This is a genomic window from Streptomyces sp. NPDC001732 (assembly GCF_053596315.1).
In genome coordinates this window covers 192,677-219,644 of the sequence record NZ_JBSFFY010000008.1, presented here as the reverse complement: position 1 = coordinate 219,644, position 26,968 = coordinate 192,677, and the positions used below count along the sequence as shown (strand labels likewise).

Here is a 26,968-nt window from a genome sequence, read left to right as displayed (position 1 = left end):
GCGGTCTGGTACCTCGAAAACCTATCGGTAAGCCCTGCTCCACGGGGAATCGGCCCCTGACAGCGCCTTCCGCCGGGCACTGTGGGGTTCCTACAGAGGATCACTCGGGGGGACGCACCTGTCGGGCCCCCGCGGACGGTGCCGGACATCCCCGGGTGCGGTCACCGCGCGGCGTGATTCACTTCCGTGTGTATCGAGAAGGGAATTCCCCGTGCCCCATGAGGTAGATCAGTCGTTCCTGGCCCTGCCCCTGCGCGCCCTCGCCGACGCGGCGCTCGCCCGCGCGCGGGCACTGGGCGCCGCACATGCCGACTTCCGTTTCGAGCGGGTGCGCAGCGCGTCCTGGCGGCTGCGGGACGCCCGGCCCGCGGGTTCCTCGGACACCACCGATCTCGGGTATGCGGTGCGGGTGGTGCACGGCGGCGCGTGGGGGTTCGCGTCCGGGGTGGACCTGACGATGGACGCGGCGGCGAAGGTGGCCTCGCAGGCCGTGGCCATGGCGAAGCTGTCGGCGAAGGTGACCGCGGCGGCCGGGTCCCACGAGTGGGTCGAGCTGGCGGACGAGCCGTCGCACGGCGAGCGGACCTGGGTCTCGGCGTACGACGTCGACCCCTTCGACGTACCGGACGAGGAGAAGGCGGGGCTGCTCGCCGAGTGGAGTGCCCGGCTCCTGGGCGCCGAGGGCGTCGCGCACGTGGACGCCTCGCTGACGGCCGTCCACGAGAACAAGTTCTACGCGGACACGGCGGGCACCGTGACCACCCAGCAGCGGGTGCGGCTGCACCCGGAGTTCACCGCGGTGGCCGTGGACGGGACGACCGGTGAGTTCGACTCGATGCGGACGATCGCCCCGCCGGTGGGCCGCGGCTGGGAGTACATGACCGGCACCGGCTGGGACTGGGACGACGAGCTGGCGCGGATTCCCGGCCTGCTGGCCGAGAAGATGCGGGCGCCGAGCGTCGAGGCGGGGAGGTACGACCTGGTCGTCGACCCGTCCAATCTCTGGCTGACCATCCACGAGTCGATCGGCCACGCCACGGAGCTGGACCGGGCACTGGGCTACGAGGCGGCGTACGCCGGGACCTCGTTCGCCACCTTCGACCAGCTGGGGAAGCTGGCGTACGGCTCCCCCGTGATGAACGTGACCGGTGACCGCACCGCCGAGCACGGGCTCGCGACGATCGGGTACGACGACGAGGGCGTCGAGGCGCAGTCCTGGGACCTGATCAGGAACGGGACACTGGTCGGGTACCAGCTGGACCGGCGGATCGCGAAGCTGACGGGGCTGGGCCGGTCCAACGGCTGCGCCTACGCGGACTCGCCGGGCCACGTCCCCGTCCAGCGGATGGCGAACGTGTCGCTGCGGCCGGAGCCGGGCGGGCTGTCCACGGAGGACCTGATCGGCGGGGTGGAGCGCGGGATCTACGTGGTCGGCGACCGCTCCTGGTCGATCGACATGCAGCGCCACAACTTCCAGTTCACGGGCCAGCGGTTCTTCCGGATCGAGAACGGCCGGCTGGCCGGTCAGCTGCGCGATGTCGCCTACCAGGCGACGACGACGGACTTCTGGGGCTCGATGGAGAAGGTGGGCGGCCCGCAGACGTACGTCCTGGGCGGCGCCTTCAACTGCGGCAAGGCCCAGCCCGGCCAGGTCGCGGCCGTCTCGCACGGCTGCCCCTCCGCCCTCTTCCGGGGCGTGAACATCCTCAACACGACGCAGGAGGCCGGACGATGAGCGGTCACCACGGAACCGGCTGGGGGTCCGGGGGTCGCCCCCCGGGGCAGCACAGTCTCGACACGACGCAGGAGGCCGGACGATGAGCCGGGTCAGCAAGCCGCACGAGATCGTCGAGCGGGCGCTCGAACTGTCCACCGCGGACGGGTGCGTGGTCATCGCCGACGAGGAGTCGTCGGCGAACCTGCGCTGGGCCGGCAACGCCCTCACGACGAACGGGGTGACACGGGGGCGGACCCTGACCGTCGTCGCGACCGTCGACGGTGCGCAGGGCACCGCGTCCGGGGTGGTGTCGCGGTCGGCCGTCACCGCCGACGACCTGGAGCCGCTGGTGCGGGCCGCCGAGGCCGCCGCGCGCGGGGCCGGTCCCGCGGAGGACGCCCGGCCGCTGGTCGGCGGGGTGCCCGTGTCGCCCGACTTCACGGACGCGCCGGCCGAGACGGGCTCGGAGGTCTTCGCGGAGTTCGCCCCGGCGCTCGGCGACGCCTTCGCCCGTGCCCGTTCCGGCGGGCGTGAGCTGTACGGCTTCGCCAACCACGAGATGACCTCCACCTATCTCGGCACGTCGACGGGGCTGCGGCTGCGCCACGACCAGCCGAACGGGACGCTGGAGCTCAACGCCAAGTCTCCCGACCGGACCCGCTCGACCTGGGCGGGCCGTTCCACGCGCGACTTCAAGGACGTCGACCCGGCCGAGCTCGACGCGGAGCTGGCACGGCGGCTGCGCTGGGCGGAGCGCCGGATCGAGCTGCCCGCCGGGCGGTACGAGACGCTGCTGCCGCCGACCGCGGTGGCCGATCTGCTGATCTACCAGCTGTGGTCGTCGACGGCGCGGGACGCCGCGGAGGGCCGGACGGTGTTCTCCCGGCCGGGCGGCGGGACCAGGCTCGGCGAGACGCTGTCCGGGCTGCCGCTGACGCTGCGCAGCGACCCGCACGCGCCGGGGCTCGAATCGGCGCCGTTCGTGATCGCCCACTCCTCCGGGGACAGCGCCTCCGTCTTCGACAACGGGCTGCCCCTGGCACCGACCGACTGGATCCGGGACGGCAGGCTGGAGCACCTGACCACCACCCGGCACACGGCGGACCTGACCGGGCTGCCGGTCGCACCGGCGATCGACAACCTGGTGCTGGACGGCGGCGGCGAGCGGTCCCTGGACGAGATGGTGGCGTCGACGACCGGGCGCGGGCTGCTGCTGACCTGCCTCTGGTACATCCGGGAGGTCGATCCGGCGACGCTGCTGCTGACCGGGCTGACCCGCGACGGGGTGTACCTCGTGGAGGACGGCGAGGTCGTCGGCGAGGTGAACAACTTCCGGTTCAACGAGTCGCCGGTGGATCTGCTGTCCCGGGCCACCGAGGCGGGCCGTACCGAGAAGACCCTGCCGCGCGAGTGGGGCGACTGGTTCACCCGGGCCGCGATGCCCGCGCTGCGCATCCCGGACTTCAACATGAGCTCGGTGAGTCCGGGCGTGTGACCCGCCTAGACTGAACGGGAAAACCATCTCCCCCATACATCACGAGGAGCACCGGAACCGTGACGGACATCGTCGACGAGCTGAAGTGGCGCGGGCTGTTCGCCCAGTCCACCGATGAGGACGCACTGCGCAAGGCTCTCGCGGACGGTCCCGTCACCTTCTATTGCGGCTACGACCCCACCGCGGCGAGTCTGCACGTCGGCCATCTGGTGCAGGTGCTCACCATGCGCAGGCTCCAGCAGGCCGGGCTGCGTCCGCTCGCCCTGGTGGGCGGCGCCACCGGTCAGATCGGTGACCCGAGACCGACCGCCGAGCGCACGCTGAACGACCCGGAGACGATCGCCAACTGGGTGTCGCGGCTGCGCGCCCAGATCGAGCCGTTCCTGTCCTTCGAGGGCGAGAACGCGGCGGTCATGGTGAACAACCTGGACTGGACCGCGGGCATGTCCGCGATCGAGTTCCTCCGGGACATCGGCAAGCACTTCCGCGTCAACAAGATGCTGACCAAGGAGTCCATCGCCCGTCGACTGGAGTCCGACGAGGGCATCAGCTACACCGAGTTCAGCTACCAGCTGCTCCAGAGCATGGACTTCCTGGAGCTGTACCGGCGCTACGGCTGCACCCTCCAGCAGGGCGGCAGCGACCAGTGGGGCAACCTCACCGCGGGTCTCGACCTGATCCACCGCCTGGAGCCGGGTGCCGAGGTGCACGCGCTGGCGACCCCGCTGATGACGAAGGCGGACGGGACGAAGTTCGGCAAGACCGAGGGCGGGGCCGTCTGGCTCGACCCGACGATGACGACGCCGTACGCGTTCTACCAGTTCTGGCTGAACGTGGACGACCGGGACGTCTCCCGGTACATGCGCATCCTCAGCTTCCTCAGCCCCGCGGAGCTGGAGGAGCTGGAGAAGGTCACCGAGGAGCGTCCGCAGGCCCGGACGGCGCAGCGCGCGCTGGCCGAGGAGCTGACGACGCTGGTGCACGGCGCCGACCAGTGCGCGGCGGTCATCGCGGCGTCGAAGGCGCTCTTCGGTCAGGGCGAGCTCGGCGAGCTGGACGAGGCGACGCTGAGCGCCGCGCTGTCCGAGGTGCCGCACGCCCGGGTCGAGGAGCTGGGTCCGCTGGTGGACCTGCTGGTGGAGGTCGGTCTGGCGCCGAGCAAGTCGGGCGCCCGTCGCACGGTGAAGGAGGGCGGCGCGTACGTGAACAACGTCAAGGTCACGGACGGCGAGATCGCGCCGGCCCGCGAGGAGCTGCTGCACGGGCGCTGGCTGGTGCTGCGCCGGGGCAAGAAGAACCTCGCCGCCGTCGAGGTCACCGGCTGATCCCGGAACCGATCGGCACTGCGGCCGGACACGCTGTACAGCGTGTCCGGCCGCAGTGCGTCGTACTGGTGATTCAGGTCCTCTGTCTGGTGCCGCGGATCGATGCCCACAGCATGTCGCCGACTCCGACGACGACCACCGCGCCGATCAACTGGAGCAGATGGCGCGTCCAGTCGATGCCCTTCGTCTCGTTCACACCCATCCAGGTGGCGACCGCGTTGCCGAGGACGCTGCCGATGATGCCGAAGACGGTCGTCAGCCAGAGGGGGATGTTCTGTTTGCCGGGCAGGATCGCCTTCGCGATCAGACCGAGCACCAGCCCCACGATGATTGCCCACAGCCAGCCCATGTCGCCTCCTCGTGCGACGCGATGTCGCGCATGTCCGCCCAGTGTCGGCCCACGGGCCGTGGCCCGCACGTCGGGGGAGCCCGGACGGGCGGCACGGATACCGGCATGCACGAACGGGGCGTGCCCCGGTCTCGAAGCCCTCGCGGGCCGGGCGTACCGTGGATGTGGTCCGGTCCGGGAGTATCCGGCGCGGGAAACGAGGTGCCTCCGGTCCACCGGGCGCCGGGTGCCGGATGTCGGGCGCCGGGTGTCAGGTGTCGGGGGAAGGGTGGAGACGTGATGCTGAAGCGCAGCGGCGACGAGGTCTTCCGGATCACGGGAGCCCGGCAGGGGCTCGCGGACGATGTGCGCGGCAGACAGCGGCGCTATGTGATCTCGATGTCCGTGCGGACGGTGGCGGTGATCCTGGCCGCCGTGCTGTGGAACGTCGAGCGGTACGTCGCGATCGTGGCCCTGGTGCTCGGCGTCCTGCTCCCCTACGTGGCGGTGGTCATCGCCAACGCGGGCCGGGAGAACACCCCTTCGCTCCCCTCGACCTTCGTACCGGCGCCGATGCGGCCGGTTCTCGACGCTGCGCCGGTGGCCGGTGGCGCGGAAACCGGCCCGGAGAGCGACGGGACGGGGCGCACCACCGGCCCGATATGAGCCCGGTCGGGAGGCTTGTCGCACCGAACCCTCAAGAAAAGCTCAGATCAATCATGAAGTTACGGTGCACCGCACCCCGGTGTGCGTGACATACTTCGTAGGCACTCCGTATCCCCGTCGGAGCAATGGACTGACGCCGGGCAGCTCCCCCCGTGGCTGCTCGGCGTCGCTTTTTTTCGGCACTCCTCCAGAATTTCTCCGGTTCTTCTCCGGTGTTCCTCCGGTACGGGGTGCCCCGGGCGGTGGGACCGGTCCGGGGACGGCAGGGGCGCTGACCTAGGGTTGAGTCCGTGAACTCCCCTGATATCGCGACCGATGACGCCGCCGCGCCCATCTGTTCCGCCAAGGGCTGCCGGGCCGACGCCGTGTGGGTGCTCGCCTGGAACAACCCGAAGCTGCACACCCCGGAGCGCCGCAAGACCTGGCTGGCCTGCGAGGAGCACCGGGAGCACCTCTCCTCGTTCCTCGGCGTCCGGGGTTTCCTCAAGGAAGTGGTGACGCTGGCGGAGTGGGAGTCCACCGGGCCGGGGCCGGGCAGCGAGTAGCCCCTCTCCCGGCCTGATCCAAACGAAATCCTCTAGCCGCCGATCGCCGACATGGGCCGGTCGGGCTGGAGGAAGGAGGGGTCGTCCAGCCCTGATCCGGCCTTTTTCCCCCACATCGCCGCCGTCCAGAGCCGGGCGATCTCCTCGTCGGGTGCGCCCGAGCGCAGGGCGCCGCGCAGGTCCGTCTCCTCGCGGGCGAAGAGGCAGGTGCGCACCTGTCCGTCGGCGGTGAGCCGGGTCCGGTCGCAGGCCCGGCAGAAGGGGCGGGTGACGGAGGCGATGACGCCGACCCGGTGCGGTCCGCCGTCGACGATCCAGCGCTCCGCGGGGGCGGAGCCGCGCTCCGTGTCGCTCTCCTCGGTGAGGGTGAAGCGGGTGCGCAGCGACTGGAGGATGTCGCCTGCCGTGATCATGCCGTCACGCTTCCAGCCGTGCTGGGCGTCGAGCGGCATCTGCTCGATGAAGCGGAGCTCGTAGTCGTGCTCGACCGCCCAGGCGAGCAGGTCGGGGGCCTCGTCGTCGTTGAGTCCCGGCATGAGGACGGTGTTGACCTTGACAGGGGTGAGGCCGGCGTCGCGGGCGGCTTCGAGGCCGGCCAGCACGTCGTGGTGGCGGTCGCGGCGGGTGAGCGTCTTGAAGGTGTCGGGGCGCAGGGTGTCCAACGAGACGTTGACCCGGTCGAGGCCTGCCGCCCGGAGCGCGGCGGCGGTGCGCTTCAGCCCGATGCCGTTGGTGGTGAGCGACATCCTGGGGCGCGGCTCCAGGGCCGCGCACCGCTCGACGACGGAGACCAGACCGGGACGCAGCAGCGGCTCGCCGCCGGTGAACCGGACCTCGGTGATGCCCAGCCGGGTGACGGCGATGCGGATCAGCCGGACGATCTCGTCGTCGCTGAGGAGGTCGGGCTTGGCCAGCCACTGCAGGCCCTCCTCGGGCATGCAGTACGTGCACCGGAGGTTGCACCGGTCGGTCAGCGATACGCGCAGGTCGGTGGCGACCCTGCCGTAGGTGTCGATGAGCACGTGGCCCCTCCCCCGGTGGCTTTCCGGCGCCGGATCCGGATGTACGGACGGCGGTTCCGGCTGACTCCTCCGAGCCTACGCGAGAGCTGTGACATCGCAGGGGCCCGTATGCCACGAGGAGCGGCACGGCCGCCTCGTAGGGTCCTACGAGGCGGCCGTGTGCGGTGCTCTCTGCGGTACTTGTCGCAGTGCTCGTGGCGGTGCTTGGTGCAGTGCTCGTTCAGTGGGCCCCGACGCCGGTGAGGGACTTGACCTCCAGTTCGGCGTACTTGCCCCTGTCCGGTTCCTCCTTCGAGAGGAGGGAGCCGATCCAGCCGAGCAGGAAGCCCAGCGGGATGGAGATCAGACCGGGGTTCTCCAGGGGGAACCAGGCGAAGTCGACGCCCTTGAACATCGATGTCTTCGGGTTGCCGGAGACGACCGGCGAGAACAGCACCAGGATCACCGAGGAGGCCAGGCCGCCGTAGATCGACCACAGCGCGCCCTGCGTGGTGAACCGCTTCCAGAAGAGGCTGTAGAGGATGGTCGGCAGGTTGGCGGACGCGGCGACGGCGAAGGCGAGGGCCACGAGTCCGGCGACGTTCATGTCGCGGGCGAAGGCGCCCAGGACGATCGCGACCGCGCCGATGAGGACGGTGGCCCAGCGGGCGGCGCGCATCTCCTCCTTCTCGGTGGCCTTCCCCTTGCGGATGACCTTGGCGTAGATGTCGTGCGCGAAGGAGGACGAGGAGGCGAGGGTGAGCCCCGCGACGACGGCGAGGATGGTGGCGAAGGCGACGGCGGAGATCACGGCGAGCAGCACGGCGCCGCCGGTGGAGCCGAGTCCGCCGAGGTATTCGGCGAGCTGCGGGGCGGCCGTGTTGCCCGCCGGGTTCTGGGCCTTGATCTCGGCGGGGCCGATGAAGGCCGCGGCGCCGAAGCCGAGTGCGATCGTCATCAGGTAGAAGGCGCCGATGATGCCGATGGCCCAGTTGACGGACTTGCGGGCGGCCTTGGCGGTCGGCACCGTGTAGAAGCGGATCAGGATGTGCGGCAGGCCGGCGGTGCCGAGGACCAGGGCGAGGCCCAGGGAGAGGAAGTCCAGCTTCGACGTGCCGGTGGCACCGTACTTGAGGCCGGGCTCCAGGAACGCCGCTCCGTGACCGCTCTTCTCGGCGGCCGTGCCCAGCAGGTCGGAGATGTTGAAGTTGAACTTCAGCAGCACCAGGAAGGTCATCAGCAGGGTGCCCGCGATGAGCAGCACGGCCTTGACCATCTGCACCCAGGTGGTGCCCTTCATGCCGCCGATGGTGACGTACACGATCATCAGCACACCGACGAGGGAGACGATGAGGATCTTGCCCGCGTCGCTGGTGATGCCGAGGAGCAGGGAGACCAGGACGCCCGCGCCCGCCATCTGCGCCAGCAGGTAGAAGATCGAGACGACGATGGTGGAGACCCCGGCGGCGGTGCGGACGGGGCGCTGGCGCATCCGGTAGGCGAGGACGTCGCCCATCGTGTAGCGGCCCGAGTTGCGCAGCGGTTCGGCGACCAGCAGCAGGGCCACCAGCCAGGCGACGAGGAAGCCGATGGAGTACAGGAAGCCGTCGTAGCCGAAGAGGGCGATGGCCCCGGCGATGCCGAGGAACGAGGCCGCCGACATGTAGTCGCCGGAGACCGCGAGTCCGTTCTGGAAGGCGGTGAACTGGCGGCCGCCCGCGTAGAAGTCGGCGGCGCTCCTGGTCTGCCGCCCGGCCCAGACGGTGATGCCCAGGGTCGCGGCGACGAACACGGCGAAGAGCGTGATGATCAGCGGCCGGTGCTCGCTGCTGGACGAGGCGGCCAGTTGGAGGGCGTGGTGCGAGGGGTACGCGGCGCTCATGCGTCGGCCTCCATACGGGACTTGATCGCCTCGGCCTTCGGGTCGAGCTTCGCCGCGGCGTGGCGCGAGTAGAACCAGGCGATGAGGAAGGTGGTGACGAACTGGGCGAGACCGAGCACGAAGGCCACGTTGATGTTGCCGTACACCTTGGTTCCCATGAAGCCGCCCGCGTAGTTGGACAGCAGCACGTACAGCAGGTACCAGAGGACGAAGGCGACGGTCAGCGGGAAGGCGAACGAGCGGTACGTGCGGCGCAGTTCGCCGAACTCCGCGCTCTCCTGCGTCGCGACGAACGCCTCGGTCGCGGGCGGGGTGGGGCGGGTGTCCGTACTGGCCTCGGGCGGCGGTGCATCGGTAGCCACGGAATCTCCTCGCGACGCGGGTGCGGTGATGTGGGTGACGGTCGGTCTCATCGGGTGACGGTCGGTCTGGTCGGGAAAACGGTCGGCTTCATCGGGAAAACCGGAGTACGAAACCCCTACCCGGCAAGGGCGGGGAGCGCTCTCCTCGACATGGGCACGGAGGGCATCGCGGGGCGGTTCACCGCGGATGCGCACTTCTCCTGCCACCTCCTGCCACCGTCCGGTCGAATCCGGTACCACGAACTCATTGATGAGCAGGCATGATCAGCGATAACTTCACACGTCATGTACGCGATCGGTCACATCTGTGTCCGGTCGCCCGGCACGGATGATGTGGAGACCCCATGGCTCAGCTGGGATCCAGACGGACGCGCGCACTGACATTGCCCGTCGGACTGGCCCTCACCGCTTCGCTCGGCTTCCTTCCCGCGGGTGCCGCCTCCGCCGCACCGGTGGACGCGCAGCCCTCGGCAACGGTGTCGACGGACGGCCCGAAGCTCTCGTACGTGGTCAACACGCACGGCGGCCACGGCACGGTCAAGCAGGTGAAGAAGGCGATAACCGAGGCGGGCGGCACGGTGGTGGTCGCCTACGAGCAGATCGGTGTCATCGTCGCCCACTCGCAGAACCCGGACTTCGCGAAGACGATCCGCCGGGTCAAGGGCGTGGATTCGGCAGGGGCCACCCGTACCAACCCCATCGTTCCGCAGGCCACCACGGACACCGGGGACGAGCAGCCGCTCAGCGCCGCCCAGGCGAAGGGCGCGGCGGCGCAGGCGACGGCGGACCAGGACCCGATGGAGCCCCTGCAGTGGGACCTGCCCGCCATCAAGGCGGACCAGGCGCACAAGAAGACGCTGGGCAGCAGCAAGGTCACGGTCGCGGTCATCGACACGGGCGTCGACGACACCCACCCGGACCTGGCGCCGAACTTCAACCGCGGGGCCTCGGCGAGCTGTGTCTCCGGGGCACCGGACACGACGGACGGCGCCTGGCGCCCGAAGGCCGGCGAGAGCAACCACGGCACGCACGTGGCGGGCACCATCGCCGCCGCGAAGAACGGCATCGGTGTGACGGGCGTCGCGCCCGGGGTGAAGGTCGCCGGCATCAAGGTGGCGAACCCGGACGGCTTCTTCTACACCGAGTCGATCGTCTGCAGCTTCGTCTGGGCCGCCGAGCACGGTGTCGACGTCACCAACAACAGCTATTACACCGACCCGTGGATGTTCAACTGCAAGAACGACGCGGACCAGGGCGCCCTGGTCGAGGCCGTCGCCCGTGCCACGCGGTACGCGGAGCGCAAGGGTGCGGTCAACATCGCCTCGGCCGGCAACAGCGCCTTCGACCTGGCCTCCGACGCGATCGAGGACACGACCAGCCCGAACGACACCGAGGCGGTCACCCGCACGATCGACCCGAGCGAGTGCCTGGACATCCCGGCGATGCTGCCGGGCGTGGTGACGGTCTCCGCGACCGGTGCCAAGGGCCTGAAGGCCTCGTACTCGAACTACGGGAACGGCGTCATCGACGTGGCGGCCCCGGGCGGTGACTCCACGGTCTACCAGACGCCCGCCCCGCCGGCCACGAGCGGCCTGATCCTGTCCACGCTGCCGGACGGCAAGTACGGCTACAAGGCCGGTACGTCGATGGCCTCCCCGCACGTCGCGGGTGTCGCGGCCCTGATCAAGTCGAAGCACCCGTACGCGCCCGCGGCCGCGGTGAAGGCGCTGCTGCTCGCGGAGGCCGACGCCACCGCGTGCGGCGAGCCGTACGACATCAATGGTGACGGCAAGATCGACGCCGTCTGCGAGGGCAGCAAGAACCGCAACGGCTTCTACGGTGCCGGTGTGGTGAACGCGCTGAACGCGGTCAACTGGTAGCAGGTAGCTGGTAGCAAGCAGCAACGCGGCACGAGCGGGAGGGTCCGGGGTCTTCGACCGGGCCCTCCCGCGGTCGTTCCCGCAGCTCGTCGGGGACGGACCGGGCCGGGCCGGACCGTCCGGTGCACGGCCCGGCGGGCACCCTCAGCTCGGGACCGGTTCGTCGCGGTGCGCCCCGGCCCTCTTCGGGGTGGGGGCGAGCGTCCCGGTGGTCAGCAGGTACTGCGCCGCGAGATAGGTGGACATGACCCAGAAGTCGGGGGCGGGCAGCTGCGGCCAGTCGGCGATCCCGGTGGCGATCAGCGCGTCGGAGAGCAGGAACAGCGCCCCGCCGACGGCCGCTCGCATGCCGAGGACGCCGGCCCGGCACGCCATCGCCGCGAGCAGCAGGCTGTAGCCGGCCATCGGCACCCTGATGTCCGCGGGCAGTCCGCTCCAGAGCAGCGCGACGAAGACGACCAGGACCACCGCGTATCCGAGCGCGACCGGTGCTGAGCTGCGGGCCCGCCCGAAGAGCCACAGGTAGCAGACGTGGCCGACGGCGAAGGAGCCCATCCCGACCAGGAATGCCACGTCGGAGTCGAACAGCAGGAAGGTGTCGCCGCCCCAGCCGAACAGCAGGGCCGCGACGAGCAGCCGGGGGCCGCGCCGGGCGAGGGCGTACCCCGCCAGCAGCGGCATCAGCAGGGGTTTCGCGACCTGGTGGGCGATCTCGATCCCGGCGAGCACGCCGAGGAGATCGACGGCACAGGCCACGAGGAACGCCACGAGCAGCGGACGCACGAGGCGTTCCCGGAGGTCCCGGCCGGCGTCGGCCCCCGTCCGGCTCGCCCCTGGGCGGTCCCGGTCGGCTTCGGTGCTCATCCGGCATGCTCCTCTGTGGAATCCGTGGAAAGGGTCGTGGTCGTAATCGTGGTCGTGGTCGTGGTCGTGGGAGCCGCGGAGGCCGTCGCGGTCGTCGCCGGCTGCCAGCCCGGCCCGCGGAAGATCCGCCCGGCGCGCTCGCTCCAACTGTCCGCCGCCCGCACGTCGCGGGCGATGGCGACGTACTCGTGGGTGGCGACCCGCAGGGGGTTGAACGTGTCGATGTTCTTGGTGAGGCCGAACACGGGGCGTTCCGTCTCGGCCGCGAAGGACCCGAAGAGCCGGTCCCAGACGATCAGGATGCCGCCGAAGTTCCGGTCCAGGTAGCCGCCCTGCGACGCGTGGTGCACCCGGTGGTGGGAGGGCGTGTTCAGCACGTACTCGAAGGGCCTGGGCAGCTTGTCTATGCGCTCGGTGTGCACCCAGAACTGGTAGACGAGGTTGGCCGACGAGCAGAAGGCGAGCGCGGCCGGGTGGACCCCGCAGGCGATCATCGGCAGGTAGAACGGCCAGGAGGTCAGCGACGTCCAGGGCTGGCGCAGCGCGGTGGAGAGGTTGAACTTCCGGCTGGAGTGGTGGACCACGTGGCAGGCCCAGAGGATCCGGATGACGTGGTGACCGCGGTGCGACCAGTAGTAGAAGAAGTCCTGCGCGAGCAGCATCAGCAGAACGGTCCACCAGAGCAGGGGGACGCGCAGCGGGGTCAGCTCGTAGACGGCGGTGTAGATCGCGACGACGGGCACTTTCCACAACAGGTCGAAGGCCAGGCTGCCCAGCCCCATGCTGATGCTGGTGACGGTGTCCTTCGTCTCGTACCCCTCGGTCTCCTCATCGGGGTGGAAGTGGTGGAGGGCCATTTCCAGGACGGTGAGCAGGACGAAGGCCGGTATGGACCAGAGCACTACATCGGGCAGGTTCGTCGGCATGCCAGCACCGTAGAGCCGCAGGTGGGCCGGGGACCAGACGTTGTTACCAACAAGTATGCAAGACGCTCTGTCAACAGTCTTTGGTGACTTCTGCCAACACGGTCGTCGTACGATCCCTGTGACCTGAGCCGCCCCGGGGAGGAAAAGCCGTGCAGGGTCTGGAAGTTGCGCTGGTTCGGCTCGCGACGACGGTCATCGGCACGGTGGCCAGGTCACTGGTCACGCCGAGGCCGGGGGCGGGCCTGGTTCCGGACCCGGTGCGTCCGCTCCCCCGCCCGGCGAAACCGGACCGGCTGGCGAAGGTGCTCGGCGGACGGCTGGCGGAGTCGTACGCCGGGATGCCCGAGCACGAGCGGCTGGCCGCCGTGGAAGCGGTACGGGACACCTTCGCGGGGGCGGGAGAGCTGACGGCGGACCGGCTGTTCGCCCTCGGCCTGGAGCCCGAGCGGCTGCGCGCCGAGCTGTCGGCGCCCGCCGCGGGCCTCTCGGAGCGTGCGGTCGAGCTGTACGAGGAGCTGCTCGGCCGGTGCTGCGCCCACGCCGTGGAACAGCTGACCGCCCAGCCGTCGTTCGCGGCGCGGGCGGCCGTGGAACAGACCCGCGCGACGGAACGGACGCGGGAGCTGGTGGAGGACGTACGGGAACGGGTGGGTCCGCGCCCGGACGCGGCGGCGTGGGCCTTCGAGCAGCGGTACGCGGAGTTCGTGGCCACGGCGCACGGCCGGATGGGCCTGTTCGGGCTGACGCTCGGGCGGACGGCGGCCGAGTGGCCGCTGGAGACGGCCTACATCAGCCTGACGGTGAGCGGGAGCGGTGCCCGGCAGAGCGGACTGGAGCACCCGGCCATGGTGACAGTCTCCGTCGAGCAGGCCCTGTCCGGGACGGACCGGCTGCTGCTGCGGGGCCCGGCCGGTTCGGGCAAGAGCACGCTGGTGCAGTGGCTCGCGGTGAACGCCGCCCGCCGTACGTTCGGCACCGACCTGACGGACTGGAACCGCTGTGTGCCGTTCGTCCTGCGCCTGCGCGCGTTCACCGCCCACGAGACCCTGCCCACGCCCGAGGAGTTCCTGCGCGCGGCCGGAGTACCCCTGCACGGCGCGGCACCCGCCGGCTGGGCGGACCGGCTGCTGACCGAGGGCCGTGCGCTGGTCCTGGTCGACGGGGTGGACGAGGTCCCGATGCGGCTGCGGCGGCGTACCGAGAAGTGGCTGAAGGACCTGATCACGGCGTACCCCCGGGCCCGGTACGTCGTCACGACCCGACCGTCCGCCGTCCCGGAGAGCTGGCTGTCCGGCTTCGGCTTCGAGGCGCACTCGCTGCTGCCGATGGAGCGGGACGACATCCGTGCCTTCATCGGGCACTGGCACGAGGCGGCGCGGGCGGAGTGCCTGTCCGACGACGAGCGGGCGCTGCTCGACACGTACGAGGGTTCGCTGCGGCGGGCCGTCGGCGCGCGCCGCGATCTGGGACGACTGGCCACCAACCCGCTGATGTGCGCCCTGCTGTGCGCGCTCAACCGGGACCGTCGGATGCAACTCCCTCGCGCCCGCAAGGAGTTGTACGACGCAGCGCTGGACATGCTGCTGGTGCGCCGGGACACCGAGCGGGAGATCACCGGTGTGGAGGGCGTGGACCTGACCCGCGAGGAGCAGACGGCGCTGCTGCAACGGCTGGCGTACTGGCTGATCCGCAACGGTCAGGTGGAGGCGGACCGCGAGGAGGCCGTCGCAATGGTGGCGGAGTGGCTGCGGGCAATGCCGCAGGTGCGGGGCACGGCGGAGCAGGTGTTCTCGCACCTGCTGATCAGGAGCGGACTGCTGCGCGAACCTGCCCCGGGCGCGGTGAACTTCGTGCACCGGACGTTCCAGGACTACCTGGGCGCGAAGGCCGCGGTGGAGGCGCGGGACTTCGGCATGCTGGTGCGCAACGCGCACGACGACGGGTGGGACGACGTCGTGCAGATGGCGGTGGGACACGCCCGGGTGGATGAACGGGCCGTACTGCTGAGCAAGTTGTTGCACCGTTCCGAGGAGGAGCCGGAGCACCGCCATCGCCTGGTACTGCTGGCAGCGGCGAGTCTGGACCATGCTCCGGAGCTGCATCCCGATGTACGCTCCGAGATTCAGGCGCGGACGGAGGAGCTGTTGCCGCCGCTGGCCCTCGAGGATGCCGACGGGCTCGCCAAGGCGGGCGAGTTGGTGCTGGACCTGCTGCCGAAGCCCGGCACCCTGAGCACCGGCACCGCGGCCGCGGTCGTACGGACGGCGTCACTGATCGGGGGAGATGCCGCATTCGAGGTGATGGTCGGGTTCAGGAAGGACGAGCGACCGGAGGTCTCCCGCCAGCTGGCCGAGGGCTGGAACGCCTTCGCAGCCGAGGAATACGCCCGGGAGGTGCTCTCCGCCAGTTCCTGGGCCACGTCGTATCTGTACGTACGCAGACCCGATCAGCTCGACGCACTGCATCACACGCGTCGCGCCCGGCGGATCCACGTGAGCGGCGACCATGCCGATCTCGACCCCCTGCTCCTGCTGGATGCCCCGGAAGCGCTCTTCCTGTACGACAACCAGGCGCTGACAGACCTCTCCGTCCTGGCCTCCATTCCCTCACTGACCGAGGTGGGGCTCAGCCTCTGTTCGCGGGTAAAGAACCTGAGCCCGCTGGCCGGCCCCGGGTTGAGGAGCCTCCTGCTGTACGAAATCAACCCCGATGTGTCCCTCGAGCCACTGCGCGACATGACGGGGCTCAAGGACTTCACGGCCCAGCACCCTTTGCTCATCGAGAGCGTGGGTGAACTGCCCCTCGGACCTCAACTCGTCAACCTCGGATTCTTCCGCCAGGCCCGGTATCTGAGTCTCGACGGCATCGAGCGCTGGCCGCACCTGGACTCGCTCACGGTGGGGGGCCGGACCCAGCTCCGCCAGTTGGAGCGGCACCCGTCCCTCTCCACGCTCACGGGGCTGGGAGTGCACGAGGTCGATCACTTCGACCCCCGGCTGATTCTCGCCCTCACCGGGCTGCAACGGCTCTCCCTGTTCCGTTGCGGCAGCGTCACCGATCTGGCTCCACTGCGCGAACTGCCCAACCTCACCTCGCTCCGGCTGAGTCACTGCGCCCAGGATGCTCCCCCGATCGATCTGAGCCCGCTGGCCGACGTCGAGCACCTCACTCTCACGCTGCTGGACGGCACCCGGGTCACCGGCATCGAGTCCTTCCCGCCCGAGCGGATCGTGCGGATCAGGTAGAGGCCGGAGCCCTCACACCCCCGTCGCCCCCAGCAACTCCCCCGCCCCGTAGGTGACCGCCATCGCCAGTGCTCCCCCGCCCATGTTCCGCAGCACCGCGGGTCCCGGTGCCGCCTCGCCCAGGCGGGCGCTCCACCAGCCGGTGCAGGCCAGTGCCGCCAGTACCGACAGCACGGTCACCGGCAGCCGCAGGGACGTCGGGGGCAGCACGATCGCCAGCAGCGGCAGCAGCGCGCCGACCGTGAACGCCAGGAAACTCGCGCCCGCCGCGTGCCACGGGTTCGTCAGCTCGTCCGGGTCGATGCCCAGCTCGACCACCGCGTGGGCACGCAGCGCATCGCGTTCGGTGAGCTGGAGGGCCGCCTCCCGGGCGACCTCGCGGCTCAGCCCCTTGTCCTCCAGCAGGCCCGTCAGCTCGACGAGTTCCGCCTCGGGGGCCTCCGTCAGCTCCTGCTTCTCCGTCGCCAGCGCGGCCATCTCCGAATCGCGCTGGGTGGAGACCGACACGTACTCGCCCACCGCCATCGACATGGACCCGGCCAGCAGCCCCGCCAGCCCGGCGGTGAGCAGGACGCCGCGGTCGGCGGTGGCACCGGCCACGCCGACGACCAGGCCCGCGGTGGAGACCACCCCGTCGTTGGCGCCGAGGACAGCGGCGCGCAGCCAGTTCAGCCGGGTGCCGAGCCCGTTGCCGTGCGGTTCGTCGTGCGTCCGGAAATCCGTCACCCGGGGATGGTCTCACCCCGTCCCCTCCCAGACGTGCGGAAACACAAGGGTGTAGGGGAAACCGGGGACGACCGCCAGAGGACGGCCGGACGGGGGGCCGGGCGGAGGGCCGGGCGGGGGCGACCGGAATAGGAGACTGTCAGTCGCGGCCCGTATTCTCTGTGACCATGCTCGACGACCGCCAGACCGCAGGACCGTGGCCGACCTCCTACCCGCAGGGGTACGCGGTCGTCGACGTGGAGACCACCGGGCTCGCCCGGGACGACCGGATAGTGTCCGCCGCCGTCTACCGTCTGGACGCCCGGGGCGACGTCGAGGACCACTGGTACACCCTCGTCAACCCGGAGCGCGACCCCGGGCCGGTCTGGATCCACGGACTGACCAGCGACGTCCTCGAAGGCGCTCCGCTCTTCCCGGAGATCGCCGCCCAGCTGTCCGAGCGGCTCACGGGCCGTGTCCTGGTCGCGCACAACGCGGCCTTCGACTGGTCGATGCTGGCCCGGGAGTACGCGCGGGCCGCGGTCCTCGCCCCCGTCCAGCAGCGCCTGTGCACCATCGCGCTCTCCAAGGAACTGCGGCTTCCGCTGCCCAACCACAAGCTGGAGTCGCTGGCCGCGCACTTCGGGGTCGTGCAGCAGCGCGCCCACCACGCCCTGGACGACGCCCGGGTCCTGGCCGAGGCGTTCCGGCCGAGCCTGCACGCGGCGGCGCGGAGCGGGGTGCGGCTGCCCCTGCTGGAGTGCCGGCCGCTGACCGAGTGGTCGGACTCCCCGGTCACCCCTCGGACCGGCTACCGGAGCCCGTACGGCCAGAGTTCCTGGCGCACCCCGCGCAAGCGCCCGGCGTGCCCGTATCCGAACCCCGGCCGGTACGAGAAGGACAAGCCCCTCAAGCAGGGCATGCGGGTGGCGTTCTCCGGCGACACCTCCATCGACCGCGAGTTGCTGGAGGACCGGGCCGTGGAGGCCGGGCTGCACGTGGCGACCAGTGTGTCCCGGCTCACCAGCCTGCTGGTGACCAACGACCCGGACGCGGCGACGTCGAAGACGGTGAAGGCCAAGTCGTTCGGCACCCCGATCCTGGACGAGAGCGCGTTCACCCATCTGCTGCGCGACGTGGCACCGGCCCCGGCGCGGCCGACCGCGCCGTCATCGGAGTGAACCGGCGGCGACTCGCCGCCCACCGCTCGCCCGCCGACGCCCGCGCGTCCGACCCTGTGGCGCATGGCACGTTGCGAGGTTTGCGGAAACGACTACGGCATGTCCTTCGAGGTGCACGCGCAGGGCGCGGTGCACGTCTTCGACTGCTTCTCCTGCGCCATCCACCGCATGGCGCCCATCTGTGAGCACTGCCGGGTCCAGATCATCGGGCAGGGCGTCGAGGTAGAAGGGCACTGGTTCTGCGGCGGTCACTGCGCCCGCGCCGAGGGGAAGGTGGGCATCATCGACAAGGTCTGACCACCGGCCGCCGCGCCCCCCTTCCCCGGCTGCCGCGTCCCCCTTCCCCGACCCCCTGCGCGAGGCACCCCACGACACAGTTGTACCGTCGTGGGGTGTACCGCTTCCTGTTGACCCGGCAGTGGCTGTTCCTCGCCCTCCTCGCCCTCGTCCTGATTCCCACGATGGTCGAGCTGGGTTTCTGGCAGCTGCACCGGCATGAGCACAAGGTCGCGCAGAACTCCCTGATCTCCCGCAACCTCAAGGCGAAGCCGGTCCCGGTCGCCTCGCTCACCTCTCCGGGTCACACGGTCCCGCGCTCCGACTACTGGCGGACGGTGACGGCCACGGGCACGTACGACCCCGCGCACCAGGTGGTCGTGCGCCGCAGGACCTCCGCCGACGACCGGGTCGGCTTCCACGTGCTGATCCCGCTCGACCTCAAGGGCGGCGGCACGGTCCTGGTCAACCGCGGCTGGGTGCCCTCCGCCGCGAGCCAGCGCGACTTCCCCGAGGTACCGGCCGTGCCCCGGGGCGAGGTGACCGTCACCGGGCGGCTCAAGGCCGACGAGACGACGGGCGCCAGCGGCATCAAGGACATCTCGGACCTGCCGGACCGCCAGGTGATGCTGATCAACAGCGCCCAGGAGGCCGAGCGGCTCTCCCGTCCGGTGCTCGGCGGCTACATCGAGCAGACCGCGCCCGAGCCGGTCGACGGCTCCCCGGAGCTGATCGGGTCCCCCGACGCCAGCTCGATCGGCCCGCACATGGCGTACGCCGTGCAGTGGTGGCTGTTCGCCGCCGGTGTCCCGGTCGGATTCGTGGTCCTCGCCCGCCGGGAGAAGCGCGACCGGGCCCAGGCGGCGGCCGAGGCCACGGCCGAAGCCATGGCCGAGGGGGAAGCCGCCTCCGCCCCGGAGAAGCCGGAGAAGCCCGAGAAGCCGGAGCCCGCGACGGCCTGACGCCGTGCCCGACGGGCGACGGCCGTGCGGAGTCGGCCTGCCCCCCGGGCGACCCCGGCGCCGGTGTTGCTTAACGGACCCCTGCTCCGGGAACACGCCAGAACGTGACCCCACGCATCGAGGACTACGCCCTCATCGGCGATCTCCAGACGGCCGCCCTGGTCGGCAGGAACGGTTCTGTCGACTGGCTCTGTCTGCCCCGCTTCGACTCGGGCGCCTGCTTCGCCGCCCTGCTCGGCGACGAGGAGAACGGCCACTGGCGGATCGCCCCGAAGGGCGCGGAGACCTGCACCCGGCGCGGTTACGTGGACGGCTCCCTCGTCCTGGAGACGTTCTGGGAGACCCGTACCGGCACGGTCAAGGTCACCGACTTCATGCCGCAGCGCGATCGGGAACCCGAGGTCATGCGGATCGTCGAGGGCATCAGCGGCAGCGTCGACATGAGCTCGGTGATCCGGCTGCGCTTCGACTTCGGCTCGGTCGTGCCCTGGGTGCGGCGCTCGCAGGGGCACCGGGTGGCGGTCGCGGGACCGGACTCGGTCTGGCTGCGCAGCGAACCGCCGGTCAAGACCTGGGGGCAGCAGTTCTCCACCTGCTCGTCGTTCACCGTGGCGGGGGGCGAGAAGGTGGCGTTCGTCCTGACCTGGCACCCCTCGCACTCGCCCCGCCCCGATCTCGTCGACCCGTACCGGGCCCTGGAGAGCACCCTGGCCGACTGGGCCGAGTGGTCCTCGCGGTGCAGGTACCGGGGCCCGTACCGGGAGGCGGTGGTCCGCTCGCTGATCACGCTGAAGGCGCTCACCTTCGCACCGACCGGCGGCATCGTCGCGGCCCCCACCACCTCGCTGCCGGAGGAGATCGGCGGCGTACGGAACTGGGACTACCGCTTCTGCTGGCTGCGGGACTCCACGCTGACCCTCGGCGCCCTCGTCTCGGCCGGGTACCTGGAGGAGGCCGCGGCCTGGCGGGACTGGCTGCTGCGGGCGGTCGCCGGGGACCCCGCCGACCTCCAGATCATGTACGGCCTCGCGGGCGAGCGCCGGCTGCCCGAGGCGGAGCTGCCCTGGCTGCGCGGGTACGAGAACTCCTCCCCGGTCCGGATCGGCAACGCGGCGGTCCGCCAGCGCCAGCTCGACGTCTACGGGGAGGTCATCGACTCCCTGCGGCTCGCGCGCGAGGCGGGTCTGGACGACAAACCGCACGCCTGGAACCTGCAACTGAGCCTGCTCGGCTTCCTGGAGTCCACCTGGCGCGAACCGGACGAGGGCCTCTGGGAGATCCGCGGCCCGCGCCGCCACTTCGTGCACTCCAAGGTCATGGCCTGGGTCGCCGCGGACCGTGCCGTGCGTACTTTGGAGCAGAACCCCTCGCTGGCCGGCGACGCCGACCGGTGGCGGGCCATGCGGGACGCCGTGCACCGGGAGGTGTGCGAGAAGGGGTTCGACCCGGGGCGGAACACCTTCACGCAGTCCTACGGCTCCCGGGAGCTGGACGCCGCGACGCTGCTGATCGCCCGGACCGGTTTCCTGCCGCTGGACGACCCCCGGCTGATCGGGACGGTCGACGCGGTCCGGGCCGAGCTGGGCAGCGGCTGTCTGGTCCGCCGCTACAGCACGGACGGGATCTCTGTCGACGGACTGCCCGGCACCGAAGGGGCCTTCCTGGCCTGCTCGTTCTGGCTGGCCGACGCCCTGCGCCTGACCGGGCGCGCCGAGGAGGCCGAGGAACTCTTCCGGCAGCTGCTGGAACTCCGCAACGACGTGGGGCTGCTTTCCGAGGAGTACGACACCGTCAAGCGGCGCCAACTCGGCAACTTCCCGCAGGCGTTCAGTCACATCGGCCTGGTGGGCACCGCCGTGGCACTGGCCGGGCAGGACACCCTGGAGACCGACACGGCAGGATAGGGCCATGGATCTTGGACTGAAGGACCGTGTGTACATCGTCACCGGGGCGACCCGGGGGCTGGGCAACGCCACCGCCAGGGCGCTGGCCGACGACGGCGCACGGGTGATCGTCACCGGACGGGACGAGAAGCGCGTCGAGAAGGCCGCCGCCGAGCTGGGGCCGGACGCGATCGGCCTCGTCGCCGACAATGCCGACCCCGACTCCGCCCGGCGTCTGGTGGACGCGGCGCACGAGCGGTTCGGGCGGCTCGACGGCATCCTCATCAGCGTCGGCGGGCCCGCGCCCGGTTTCGTCGCCGACAACACCGACGAGCAGTGGCAGTCGGCCTTCGAGTCGGTGTTCCTGGGCGCGGTGCGGCTGGCCAGGACCGCGGCGGCCGCGCTGGGCGAGGGCGGGGTCATCGGCTTCGTGCTCTCCGGCTCCGTGCACGAGCCGATCGCCGGGCTGACCATCTCCAACGGGCTGCGCCCCGGCCTGGCGGGCTTCGCCAAGTCCCTGGCCGACGAGCTGGGGCCCCGGGGCATCCGGGTGGTGGGGGTGCTGCCGGCCCGGATCGACACGGACCGGGTCCGCGAACTGGACGCGCTCTCGGGCGACGCGGAGGCCTCCCGTGCCGCCAACGAGGCACGCATCCCGCTGCGGCGCTACGGCACGCCGGAGGAGTTCGGGCGGACCGCGGCGTTCCTGCTGTCGCCTGCGGCGTCGTATCTGACGGGCGTCATGGTGCCGGTCGACGGCGGCTCCCGGCACGGCTTCTGAACCGGGGCCCGTCCCCTGCCCGGTCGTCGGCCGGAACCGTCCGCCGGCCGGGCAGGGGACGGGCTACGGCCGTGGAGGGGACGGGGACGGGCGACGACCGGGGAGGACTTGGGCGGCAGCCGTCAGCTCACCCGCTCCGCCCGGTGCCCGACCGCCCGCAGCCGCACCTCGGCCGGAAGTTCGGCCAGCCCCGCCGATTCCCGTGCGTGGGCCAGCGCCTCGTCGGTGAGGCGGCCGAGCGTCTCGTCGGGCGCCGCGTGCGGCTCCATCCGCAGGCGGACCCTGACGTGCGGCGCGCCGCGTCGGCCGGTCAGCGCGACCCGGGCGCGGGCCACCCCGTCCAGGGTCCCCGCCTCGTCGGCGAGCACCCCTTCCAGGGCCCGGCCCCGCAGCCGGGCCCCCTCGCCGTCGCCGCTGTCCACCAGCACCTCGGCGAGCCGGGCGCGGCGCAGCTGGGCCAGGAACCACCACAGGGCCAGGACGACCACGACGGCGAGGACCGCGATGACCGTCGGCCACCACCAGCCCTGGCCGCGCCAGCGGTCCCGGTCGGCCGTGCTGAGCAGCACGTCGTTCCTGCCGTGCCAGGGCCACCAGGACGGCACGGAGAGGTCGAGCCCGGCGGCGAGCACCGCACCGCCGCCGCAGAGCAGCACCAGTCCGGCCAGGCCGAGCAGTACCCGGTTGACAATCCCGATCAACGGGCTCACCCCTTCTTCGTGGGTCGGCGGACGTGCACGGACAGGCGCGGCGGCCTGGCCAGCCCCAGTTCCCCGACGGCGGCTTCGAGCACGGTGTCCAGATCGGCCCGTACGTCGTCGAGTTCCCGGAAGTGCGACACGGCGCGCACCACCGCCCGGCCGCGGCCCGCCCGGACCCGTACCGACTGCACACCGGCCACCTCGACGGCGCGGTCGCGCAGGACCAGGGCGGCCGCGGACCGGTCGAGGGCGGCCCGGACGCCGGGGCGGTCGCGGCGCATCGGCAGCAGGGCGCGGAGTCCGGGGGTGAGGGCCAGCACGAGAAGCCAGAGGCCGATCACCACGGCGAGGGCCGCGGCGGCGCGGATCCAGATGTTCTCCAGCGGGCGGGTGGCCAGTTCGTCGGCCAGCACCCGGCGCCATCGCATCGCCGGGTGGTCGGTCCGTACCGCCGCCACGTCGTAGAGCAGCAGGCCGGTGCCGCCGAGGACCACCAGGGCGAGGAGCGCCGCGGGGACGCGGCGCGCGGACCAGAAGCGGCCCGCCCCGGCGCCGCCGTCCCGCCGCGCGGGCACCGGATCGTGCGCGGCGGACGAGGAGGACGGGGAGGACGGGGCGGGTCCGAGCCCGTTGCCCTGTCCGGCGGGGTCGGCCGCGTTGCCTTGTCCGGCAGGACCGGCCGCGTTGCCTTGTCCGGCAGGACCGGTGGCATTCCCTTGCCCGGCGGGGTCGGGGGCGGGCAGGGGGCGCGTACGGTGCTCCGGGTCCCGGGGCTCGCTCATCGGGTCCTCCCCTGTGCCGCGGCGCCCACTCCCACCGGGTGCAGGCGCTCGACCTGTACGGCCACCTCGGGCACGTCCATCCCTGCCAGCTCCCTCACCCGCTCGACCACGCGCCGACGCACCCCGCCGCACTGGCGGCCGATGTCGGAGGGGTAGCGGAGTTCCAGGGTCACCCGCACCCGGGCGGTGTCCCGGTGCACGGTGACCGTGGCGCGCGGGGCGGCGCCCTCCTCCGGCGGTTCCTCGACCGCCTCCTTCGCCGCCTGTGCGGCGATCTTCGCGACCACCCGGTCGGCGATCCGGGTCTCCCCGCGTTCACCGGCGGGGATCCGGTGGCTCACCCCCGACGCCGCCGTCATCGCCGTCGGTCGCCGCGCTCGCGGCTCCGGAAGAAGTCGCCGAATTCCAGATCGCCCTCCACGAAGCGGCCGACGACAAAGCCGATCGCTCCCAACGCGGCCACCAGCAGGAAGGCCCCGAATCCGCCGAAGTAGCCGGCGAATCCGAGCGCCATGCCGGCCACCATGCCGATCGCTGCCATGCTCATCGTGCGCTCCTCAATCGTCTCGTGCCGGAGACCTACTGGAGACGTGGCTCGGGCTGCTCTTCGTCGGCCTCGTCGGGCAGCTTCACGTCGCTCACCGCGATGTTGACCTCGACGACCTCCAGCCCGGTCATCCGCTCGACCGCGGCGACCACGTTCTCCCGCACGTCACGGGCGACATCGGCGATCGAGACGCCGTAGTCGACGACGATCTCCAGGTCGAGAGCGGTCTGGGACTCGCCGACCTCCGCCTTCACCCCACGGGTGACGGACTTGCCCCCACCGGGCACCCGGTCGCGCACCGCGCCGAACGTGCGCGACAGACCGCTGCCCATCGCGTGGACGCCGGCCACGTCACGGGCCGCCATTCCCGCGATCTTCTCGACCACGCCGTCGGCGATGGTGGTACGGCCACGGGTGGCGGGGGCTCCCCCGCCGCGCTTGACGAGCGGACTCGATTCCCTGTCGTGGCTCTCGGGCCGGTTCCGCTGTGTGGTGTCGGTCATCGCCACTCTTCCCTTCGGGGATTATTTGTACCTCTTTGCCCACATTAAGCGGGGTTGACCTGTCCTGCGCCGTAGATACGGCAGGCTGAGGAGATGACGACGGGTGATGGCCCGCACAGGGCGGACGGATGGACGGCGACGGTCAGGCAACGGCTCGGCCTCGGGCGGCTGCTCCCACTGGGCGGCCCGCCCGACGGGGCCTGGATCGCCGAGCGGGCGGCGGTCGCGGTGCTGCGCGTGGCGGTGGCCGGGCAGGAGCCCGGCGCGGTGCTCGGCAGGCTCCGGATCGCGGTGGCCGACCCGGATTCGGCCCCGGCACCGGAGGTGGAACCGCCACCGAGCGCGCTGCCGCCGGGGCCGTTGCGAATCGAGGCGACCGTGTCGGCCGTGTCCGGCCGACCGCTGCCGGCCGTCGCCGACGCACTGCGTTCGGCCCTGCTCACGGCGGCCGGGAACCGGCTGGGCCTGGTGGTGGCGGAGGTGGACATCCGGGTGACGGAGCTGCTGGACACGCCACCCGAACAGGCGCCCCCCGTACCGGCCGAGGTGCGCGGGGCGCAGGCGGAGGGGGTCGCTGGGAGGGCCGCCGCCGAGGTCCCGGGAGTGGCGACGCTGACCCGGGCACTGGGGCACCCGGTGCACACGGGCCCGGGGCGGGTGCGGGTCGAGCTGGCGACGGACCCGGCGCACCGGGCACTCGACGTGGCACGCGCCGTGCGGGGCGCGGTGGCGGACGCGGTGGAGGGGCGCCCCTCGGTCGCGGTACTGGTCACCGCGGTGGTGGAACAGGACCGGGTGACGGGACAGGGCTGAACGCCGGACGGACCCCGGGCCGGGCCCTTCGCCGAAGAACTGCTCCGGCATCGCCGACTCCGGCCCCGGAGCCGGAACCCCCTTCGCCGACGGCCTGCCGCATCCCGGACCGGTGTTCGCAGCCACCCGGGACCGACGCGGAACCACCGGCCGGGATCGACGGCCGGGACCGACACACGGAACCGGCGGACGAAGCCGACGACCGGAACCGGCGGACGGAATCGACGAGCCGCGCCCACGGGCGGGAACGACCTGCGAAATCCACGCGCGGGAGCGACCTGCGGAGTCGGCGGGCGGGACCGGTCCGGTCGGTCGGCCGACCGACCGCGGGTCCGCGGGGTCAGTCGGTGATGCCTGCCAGGTCGCGCAGTCGGCGACCCTGCGCAGCGCGTTCGGCGACGCGCTGCTCCTCGTAACCGCGCGAGACGGCACCGCCCAGCAGCGCCTTGGTCTCCACGACCGCGTCGCGCGGGGCGGCCAGCAGCGCGCCGGCCAGGTCGCGGGCCGCGCCGTCCAGTTCACCGGCGGGGACCACGAGGTTGGCCAGGCCCGTGCGCTCGGCCTCCTCCGCGTACACGAAGCGGCCCGTGGCGCAGATCTCGAGCGCGCGGGCGTACCCCACCAGGTGCACCAGGGGGTGCGTGCCGGTGAGGTCGGGAACCAGGCCGAGGCTGGTCTCGCGCATGGCCAACTGCACGTCCTCGGCGACGATCCGCAGATCGCAGGCGAGGGCGAGCTGGAAGCCGGCGCCGATCGCGTGCCCCTGGACGGCCGCGATCGACACGATGTCGTTGCGGCGCCACCAGGTGAACGCCTCCTGGTACTCGGCGATGATCGCGTCGAGCTCGTCCTGCGGGCCGCGCGCCATGTCGAGGAAGGACGGCTCGCCGTCGAACCCCTCGGGGGTGAACGCCTGCCGGTCGAGACCGGCGGAGAACGACTTGCCCTCGCCGCGGAGCACGACGACCCGCACGCTGCCGGGCAGCGCCCGCCCGGCCTCCGTCAACGCCCGCCACAGAGCGGGAGACTGGGCGTTGCGCTTGGCCGGATTGGTGAGGGTCACCGTGGCGACCGCGTCGTCGACGGTGAGTCGTACGCCGTCCTTGTCGAGCACGGGGTCGAGCGAGGTCATGGGGCGCCTCCGGATCTGTTCGGTCAGCTTGTCGAGCCAAGTGACTGAACAGTAACCACCCGATCGACCTCACGATCGACCGGGTGGCCACCGTCGAAAACGGTGAGCCCCGGGACGGCCGCACGACCCGTCCCGACCGCCGGTGGCCGTCAGGCCGCGGCGGCCTTCTTGCCCCGTGTCGCTCCGCCGCGTCCCCGCAGCGTGACTCCGGATTCGCTGAGCATCCGGTGGACGAATCCGTAGGAGCGGCCGGTTTCCTCGGCCAGCGCCCGGATGCTCGCACCGGAGTCGTACTTCTTCTTCAGGTCTGCCGCGAGCTTGTCGCGCGCGGCGCCGGTCACCCGGCTGCCCTTCTTCAGAGTCTCGGCCACCCGTGCCTCCTCATGGGAAGTGCGCTCTGGACTCTCATGATCACCCCTCGGAAGCTTCCTGGCCACCCATTCGGCAAGGTCCGTGCGACCGGATT

Annotated in this window: 27 protein-coding genes; 13 read left to right on the top strand and 14 right to left on the bottom strand. The window is 71.5% G+C overall.

Going from position 1 to position 26,968, the window contains the following annotated elements:
* Positions 1-211: 211 nt before the first annotated feature.
* From ACWCXX_RS12030 to tyrS, 3 genes are all read left to right on the top strand, one after another.
* Entirely contained in the window at positions 212-1,735 is a 1,524-nt protein-coding gene (locus tag ACWCXX_RS12030) for a TldD/PmbA family protein (RefSeq protein ID WP_451126208.1), read from the top strand.
* Between the two features lie 82 nt (positions 1,736-1,817).
* Positions 1,818-3,212, top strand: a complete 1,395-nt coding sequence (locus ACWCXX_RS12025) for a metallopeptidase TldD-related protein (RefSeq protein ID WP_451126207.1) — start codon at positions 1,818-1,820, stop codon at positions 3,210-3,212.
* 59 nt (positions 3,213-3,271) lie between these two features.
* On the top strand, positions 3,272-4,537 hold the full coding sequence (gene tyrS / locus ACWCXX_RS12020) for a tyrosine--tRNA ligase (RefSeq protein WP_451126206.1): 1,266 nt from the start codon (positions 3,272-3,274) through the stop codon (positions 4,535-4,537).
* A gap of 73 nt (positions 4,538-4,610) precedes the next feature.
* On the opposite strand, the gene ACWCXX_RS12015 is transcribed toward tyrS, so the two are convergent.
* Complete coding sequence (locus ACWCXX_RS12015) at positions 4,611-4,886, bottom strand: GlsB/YeaQ/YmgE family stress response membrane protein (RefSeq protein ID WP_451126205.1); 276 nt, start codon at positions 4,884-4,886, stop codon at positions 4,611-4,613.
* A gap of 279 nt (positions 4,887-5,165) precedes the next feature.
* Between ACWCXX_RS12015 and ACWCXX_RS12010 the strand changes: the two genes are divergently transcribed.
* A complete protein-coding gene (locus tag ACWCXX_RS12010; protein WP_451126204.1) occupies positions 5,166-5,531 on the top strand; it encodes a DUF3099 domain-containing protein in 366 nt (121 codons plus the stop codon).
* Positions 5,532-5,821: 290 nt separating this feature from the next.
* The gene (locus ACWCXX_RS12005; protein WP_451126203.1) at positions 5,822-6,076 is read left to right on the top strand and encodes a hypothetical protein; all 255 of its coding nucleotides are present in this window, start codon (positions 5,822-5,824) and stop codon (positions 6,074-6,076) included.
* A 32-nt stretch (positions 6,077-6,108) separates the two neighbouring features.
* On the opposite strand, the gene moaA is transcribed toward ACWCXX_RS12005, so the two are convergent.
* The 3 genes from moaA to ACWCXX_RS11990 all read right to left on the bottom strand — a co-directional run bounded on the left by moaA (position 6,109) and on the right by ACWCXX_RS11990 (position 9,321).
* Positions 6,109-7,098 (bottom strand): GTP 3',8-cyclase MoaA, encoded by a 990-nt coding sequence (gene moaA, locus ACWCXX_RS12000; RefSeq protein WP_451126202.1) that lies wholly within the window; start codon positions 7,096-7,098, stop codon positions 6,109-6,111.
* 220 nt (positions 7,099-7,318) lie between these two features.
* Positions 7,319-8,959 (bottom strand): solute symporter family protein, encoded by a 1,641-nt coding sequence (locus tag ACWCXX_RS11995; protein WP_451126201.1) that lies wholly within the window; start codon positions 8,957-8,959, stop codon positions 7,319-7,321.
* On the bottom strand, positions 8,956-9,321 hold the full coding sequence (locus ACWCXX_RS11990) for a DUF485 domain-containing protein (protein ID WP_451126200.1): 366 nt from the start codon (positions 9,319-9,321) through the stop codon (positions 8,956-8,958). The genes ACWCXX_RS11995 and ACWCXX_RS11990 overlap by 4 nt, the downstream gene beginning before the upstream one ends.
* Before the next feature lie 344 nt (positions 9,322-9,665).
* Here ACWCXX_RS11990 and ACWCXX_RS11985 point away from each other — a divergent pair, with 344 nt between their 5' ends.
* Positions 9,666-11,201, top strand: coding sequence for a S8 family peptidase (locus ACWCXX_RS11985; RefSeq protein ID WP_451126199.1), 1,536 nt, complete (start codon positions 9,666-9,668; stop codon positions 11,199-11,201).
* A 144-nt stretch (positions 11,202-11,345) separates the two neighbouring features.
* On the opposite strand, the gene ACWCXX_RS11980 is transcribed toward ACWCXX_RS11985, so the two are convergent.
* Together ACWCXX_RS11980 and ACWCXX_RS11975 are read right to left on the bottom strand one after the other, a co-directional pair.
* Complete coding sequence (locus ACWCXX_RS11980; protein WP_451126198.1) at positions 11,346-12,065, bottom strand: lysoplasmalogenase; 720 nt, start codon at positions 12,063-12,065, stop codon at positions 11,346-11,348.
* Positions 12,062-12,991 (bottom strand): sterol desaturase family protein, encoded by a 930-nt coding sequence (locus ACWCXX_RS11975; RefSeq protein WP_451126197.1) that lies wholly within the window; start codon positions 12,989-12,991, stop codon positions 12,062-12,064. Before ACWCXX_RS11975 ends, ACWCXX_RS11980 begins: the two co-directional genes overlap by 4 nt.
* Before the next feature lie 149 nt (positions 12,992-13,140).
* Here ACWCXX_RS11975 and ACWCXX_RS11970 point away from each other — a divergent pair, with 149 nt between their 5' ends.
* Positions 13,141-16,236, top strand: coding sequence for an NACHT domain-containing protein (locus tag ACWCXX_RS11970; protein ID WP_451126196.1), 3,096 nt, complete (start codon positions 13,141-13,143; stop codon positions 16,234-16,236).
* Positions 16,237-16,248: 12 nt separating this feature from the next.
* Here the strand turns inward: ACWCXX_RS11970 and ACWCXX_RS11965 are convergent, their stop codons facing one another.
* Positions 16,249-16,962, bottom strand: a complete 714-nt coding sequence (locus ACWCXX_RS11965; RefSeq protein ID WP_451126195.1) for a VIT1/CCC1 transporter family protein — start codon at positions 16,960-16,962, stop codon at positions 16,249-16,251.
* A 161-nt stretch (positions 16,963-17,123) separates the two neighbouring features.
* On the opposite strand from ACWCXX_RS11965, the gene ACWCXX_RS11960 reads away from it, so the two are divergent.
* The 5 genes from ACWCXX_RS11960 (at position 17,124) to ACWCXX_RS11940 (ending at position 22,024) form a co-directional block, all read left to right on the top strand.
* Positions 17,124-18,122: a DEDDh family exonuclease gene (locus ACWCXX_RS11960; protein WP_451126194.1), complete on the top strand. Its 999-nt coding sequence runs from the start codon at positions 17,124-17,126 to the stop codon at positions 18,120-18,122.
* Positions 18,123-18,185: 63 nt separating this feature from the next.
* Positions 18,186-18,419: a hypothetical protein gene (locus tag ACWCXX_RS11955; protein WP_078532401.1), complete on the top strand. Its 234-nt coding sequence runs from the start codon at positions 18,186-18,188 to the stop codon at positions 18,417-18,419.
* A 95-nt stretch (positions 18,420-18,514) separates the two neighbouring features.
* On the top strand, positions 18,515-19,360 hold the full coding sequence (locus ACWCXX_RS11950; protein ID WP_451126193.1) for an SURF1 family cytochrome oxidase biogenesis protein: 846 nt from the start codon (positions 18,515-18,517) through the stop codon (positions 19,358-19,360).
* 104 nt (positions 19,361-19,464) lie between these two features.
* Positions 19,465-21,264, top strand: coding sequence for a glycoside hydrolase family 15 protein (locus tag ACWCXX_RS11945; protein ID WP_451126192.1), 1,800 nt, complete (start codon positions 19,465-19,467; stop codon positions 21,262-21,264).
* Positions 21,265-21,268: 4 nt separating this feature from the next.
* The gene (locus tag ACWCXX_RS11940; RefSeq protein ID WP_451126191.1) at positions 21,269-22,024 is read left to right on the top strand and encodes an SDR family oxidoreductase; all 756 of its coding nucleotides are present in this window, start codon (positions 21,269-21,271) and stop codon (positions 22,022-22,024) included.
* 122 nt (positions 22,025-22,146) lie between these two features.
* On the opposite strand, the gene amaP is transcribed toward ACWCXX_RS11940, so the two are convergent.
* Genes amaP through ACWCXX_RS11915 form a run of 5 tightly spaced genes read right to left on the bottom strand, consistent with a single transcriptional unit; the run spans position 22,147 to position 24,557 of the window.
* Positions 22,147-22,725, bottom strand: a complete 579-nt coding sequence (gene amaP, locus ACWCXX_RS11935; RefSeq protein ID WP_451126190.1) for an alkaline shock response membrane anchor protein AmaP — start codon at positions 22,723-22,725, stop codon at positions 22,147-22,149.
* Between the two features lie 5 nt (positions 22,726-22,730).
* Positions 22,731-23,507 (bottom strand): DUF6286 domain-containing protein, encoded by a 777-nt coding sequence (locus ACWCXX_RS11930; RefSeq protein WP_451126189.1) that lies wholly within the window; start codon positions 23,505-23,507, stop codon positions 22,731-22,733.
* A complete protein-coding gene (locus ACWCXX_RS11925) occupies positions 23,504-23,866 on the bottom strand; it encodes a hypothetical protein (RefSeq protein WP_451126188.1) in 363 nt (120 codons plus the stop codon). Before ACWCXX_RS11925 ends, ACWCXX_RS11930 begins: the two co-directional genes overlap by 4 nt.
* A complete protein-coding gene (locus ACWCXX_RS11920) occupies positions 23,863-24,054 on the bottom strand; it encodes a hypothetical protein (protein WP_451126187.1) in 192 nt (63 codons plus the stop codon). Before ACWCXX_RS11920 ends, ACWCXX_RS11925 begins: the two co-directional genes overlap by 4 nt.
* A 32-nt stretch (positions 24,055-24,086) precedes the next feature.
* The gene (locus tag ACWCXX_RS11915) at positions 24,087-24,557 is read right to left on the bottom strand and encodes an Asp23/Gls24 family envelope stress response protein (protein ID WP_451126186.1); all 471 of its coding nucleotides are present in this window, start codon (positions 24,555-24,557) and stop codon (positions 24,087-24,089) included.
* Between the two features lie 93 nt (positions 24,558-24,650).
* Between ACWCXX_RS11915 and ACWCXX_RS11910 the strand changes: the two genes are divergently transcribed.
* A complete protein-coding gene (locus ACWCXX_RS11910) occupies positions 24,651-25,370 on the top strand; it encodes a hypothetical protein (RefSeq protein WP_451126185.1) in 720 nt (239 codons plus the stop codon).
* 340 nt (positions 25,371-25,710) lie between these two features.
* On the opposite strand, the gene ACWCXX_RS11905 is transcribed toward ACWCXX_RS11910, so the two are convergent.
* A complete protein-coding gene (locus tag ACWCXX_RS11905) occupies positions 25,711-26,502 on the bottom strand; it encodes an enoyl-CoA hydratase/isomerase family protein (protein WP_451126184.1) in 792 nt (263 codons plus the stop codon).
* A gap of 149 nt (positions 26,503-26,651) precedes the next feature.
* Positions 26,652-26,873 (bottom strand): helix-turn-helix domain-containing protein, encoded by a 222-nt coding sequence (locus tag ACWCXX_RS11900; protein ID WP_007263382.1) that lies wholly within the window; start codon positions 26,871-26,873, stop codon positions 26,652-26,654.
* Positions 26,874-26,968: the final 95 nt, after the last annotated feature.

Excerpts from the sequence above, each read along its gene's own strand:
- ACWCXX_RS11915 (WP_451126186.1), bottom strand. The coding sequence starts at position 24,557 with ATGACCGACACCACACAGCGGAACCGGCCCGAGAGCCACGACAGGGAA.
- ACWCXX_RS11920 (WP_451126187.1), bottom strand. The coding sequence starts at position 24,054 with ATGAGCATGGCAGCGATCGGCATGGTGGCCGGCATGGCGCTCGGATTC.
- ACWCXX_RS11995 (WP_451126201.1), bottom strand. The coding sequence starts at position 8,959 with ATGAGCGCCGCGTACCCCTCGCACCACGCCCTCCAACTGGCCGCCTCG.
- ACWCXX_RS12015 (WP_451126205.1), bottom strand. The coding sequence starts at position 4,886 with ATGGGCTGGCTGTGGGCAATCATCGTGGGGCTGGTGCTCGGTCTGATC.
- ACWCXX_RS11910 (WP_451126185.1), top strand. The coding sequence starts at position 24,651 with ATGACGACGGGTGATGGCCCGCACAGGGCGGACGGATGGACGGCGACG.
- ACWCXX_RS11930 (WP_451126189.1), bottom strand. The coding sequence starts at position 23,507 with ATGAGCGAGCCCCGGGACCCGGAGCACCGTACGCGCCCCCTGCCCGCC.
- ACWCXX_RS12010 (WP_451126204.1), top strand. The coding sequence starts at position 5,166 with ATGCTGAAGCGCAGCGGCGACGAGGTCTTCCGGATCACGGGAGCCCGG.
- ACWCXX_RS11905 (WP_451126184.1), bottom strand. The coding sequence starts at position 26,502 with ATGACCTCGCTCGACCCCGTGCTCGACAAGGACGGCGTACGACTCACC.
- ACWCXX_RS11980 (WP_451126198.1), bottom strand. The coding sequence starts at position 12,065 with ATGAGCACCGAAGCCGACCGGGACCGCCCAGGGGCGAGCCGGACGGGG.
- ACWCXX_RS11985 (WP_451126199.1), top strand. The coding sequence starts at position 9,666 with ATGGCTCAGCTGGGATCCAGACGGACGCGCGCACTGACATTGCCCGTC.
- ACWCXX_RS11925 (WP_451126188.1), bottom strand. The coding sequence starts at position 23,866 with ATGACGGCGGCGTCGGGGGTGAGCCACCGGATCCCCGCCGGTGAACGC.
- ACWCXX_RS11975 (WP_451126197.1), bottom strand. The coding sequence starts at position 12,991 with ATGCCGACGAACCTGCCCGATGTAGTGCTCTGGTCCATACCGGCCTTC.
- ACWCXX_RS12025 (WP_451126207.1), top strand. The coding sequence starts at position 1,818 with ATGAGCCGGGTCAGCAAGCCGCACGAGATCGTCGAGCGGGCGCTCGAA.
- ACWCXX_RS11940 (WP_451126191.1), top strand. The coding sequence starts at position 21,269 with ATGGATCTTGGACTGAAGGACCGTGTGTACATCGTCACCGGGGCGACC.
- ACWCXX_RS11955 (WP_078532401.1), top strand. The coding sequence starts at position 18,186 with ATGGCACGTTGCGAGGTTTGCGGAAACGACTACGGCATGTCCTTCGAG.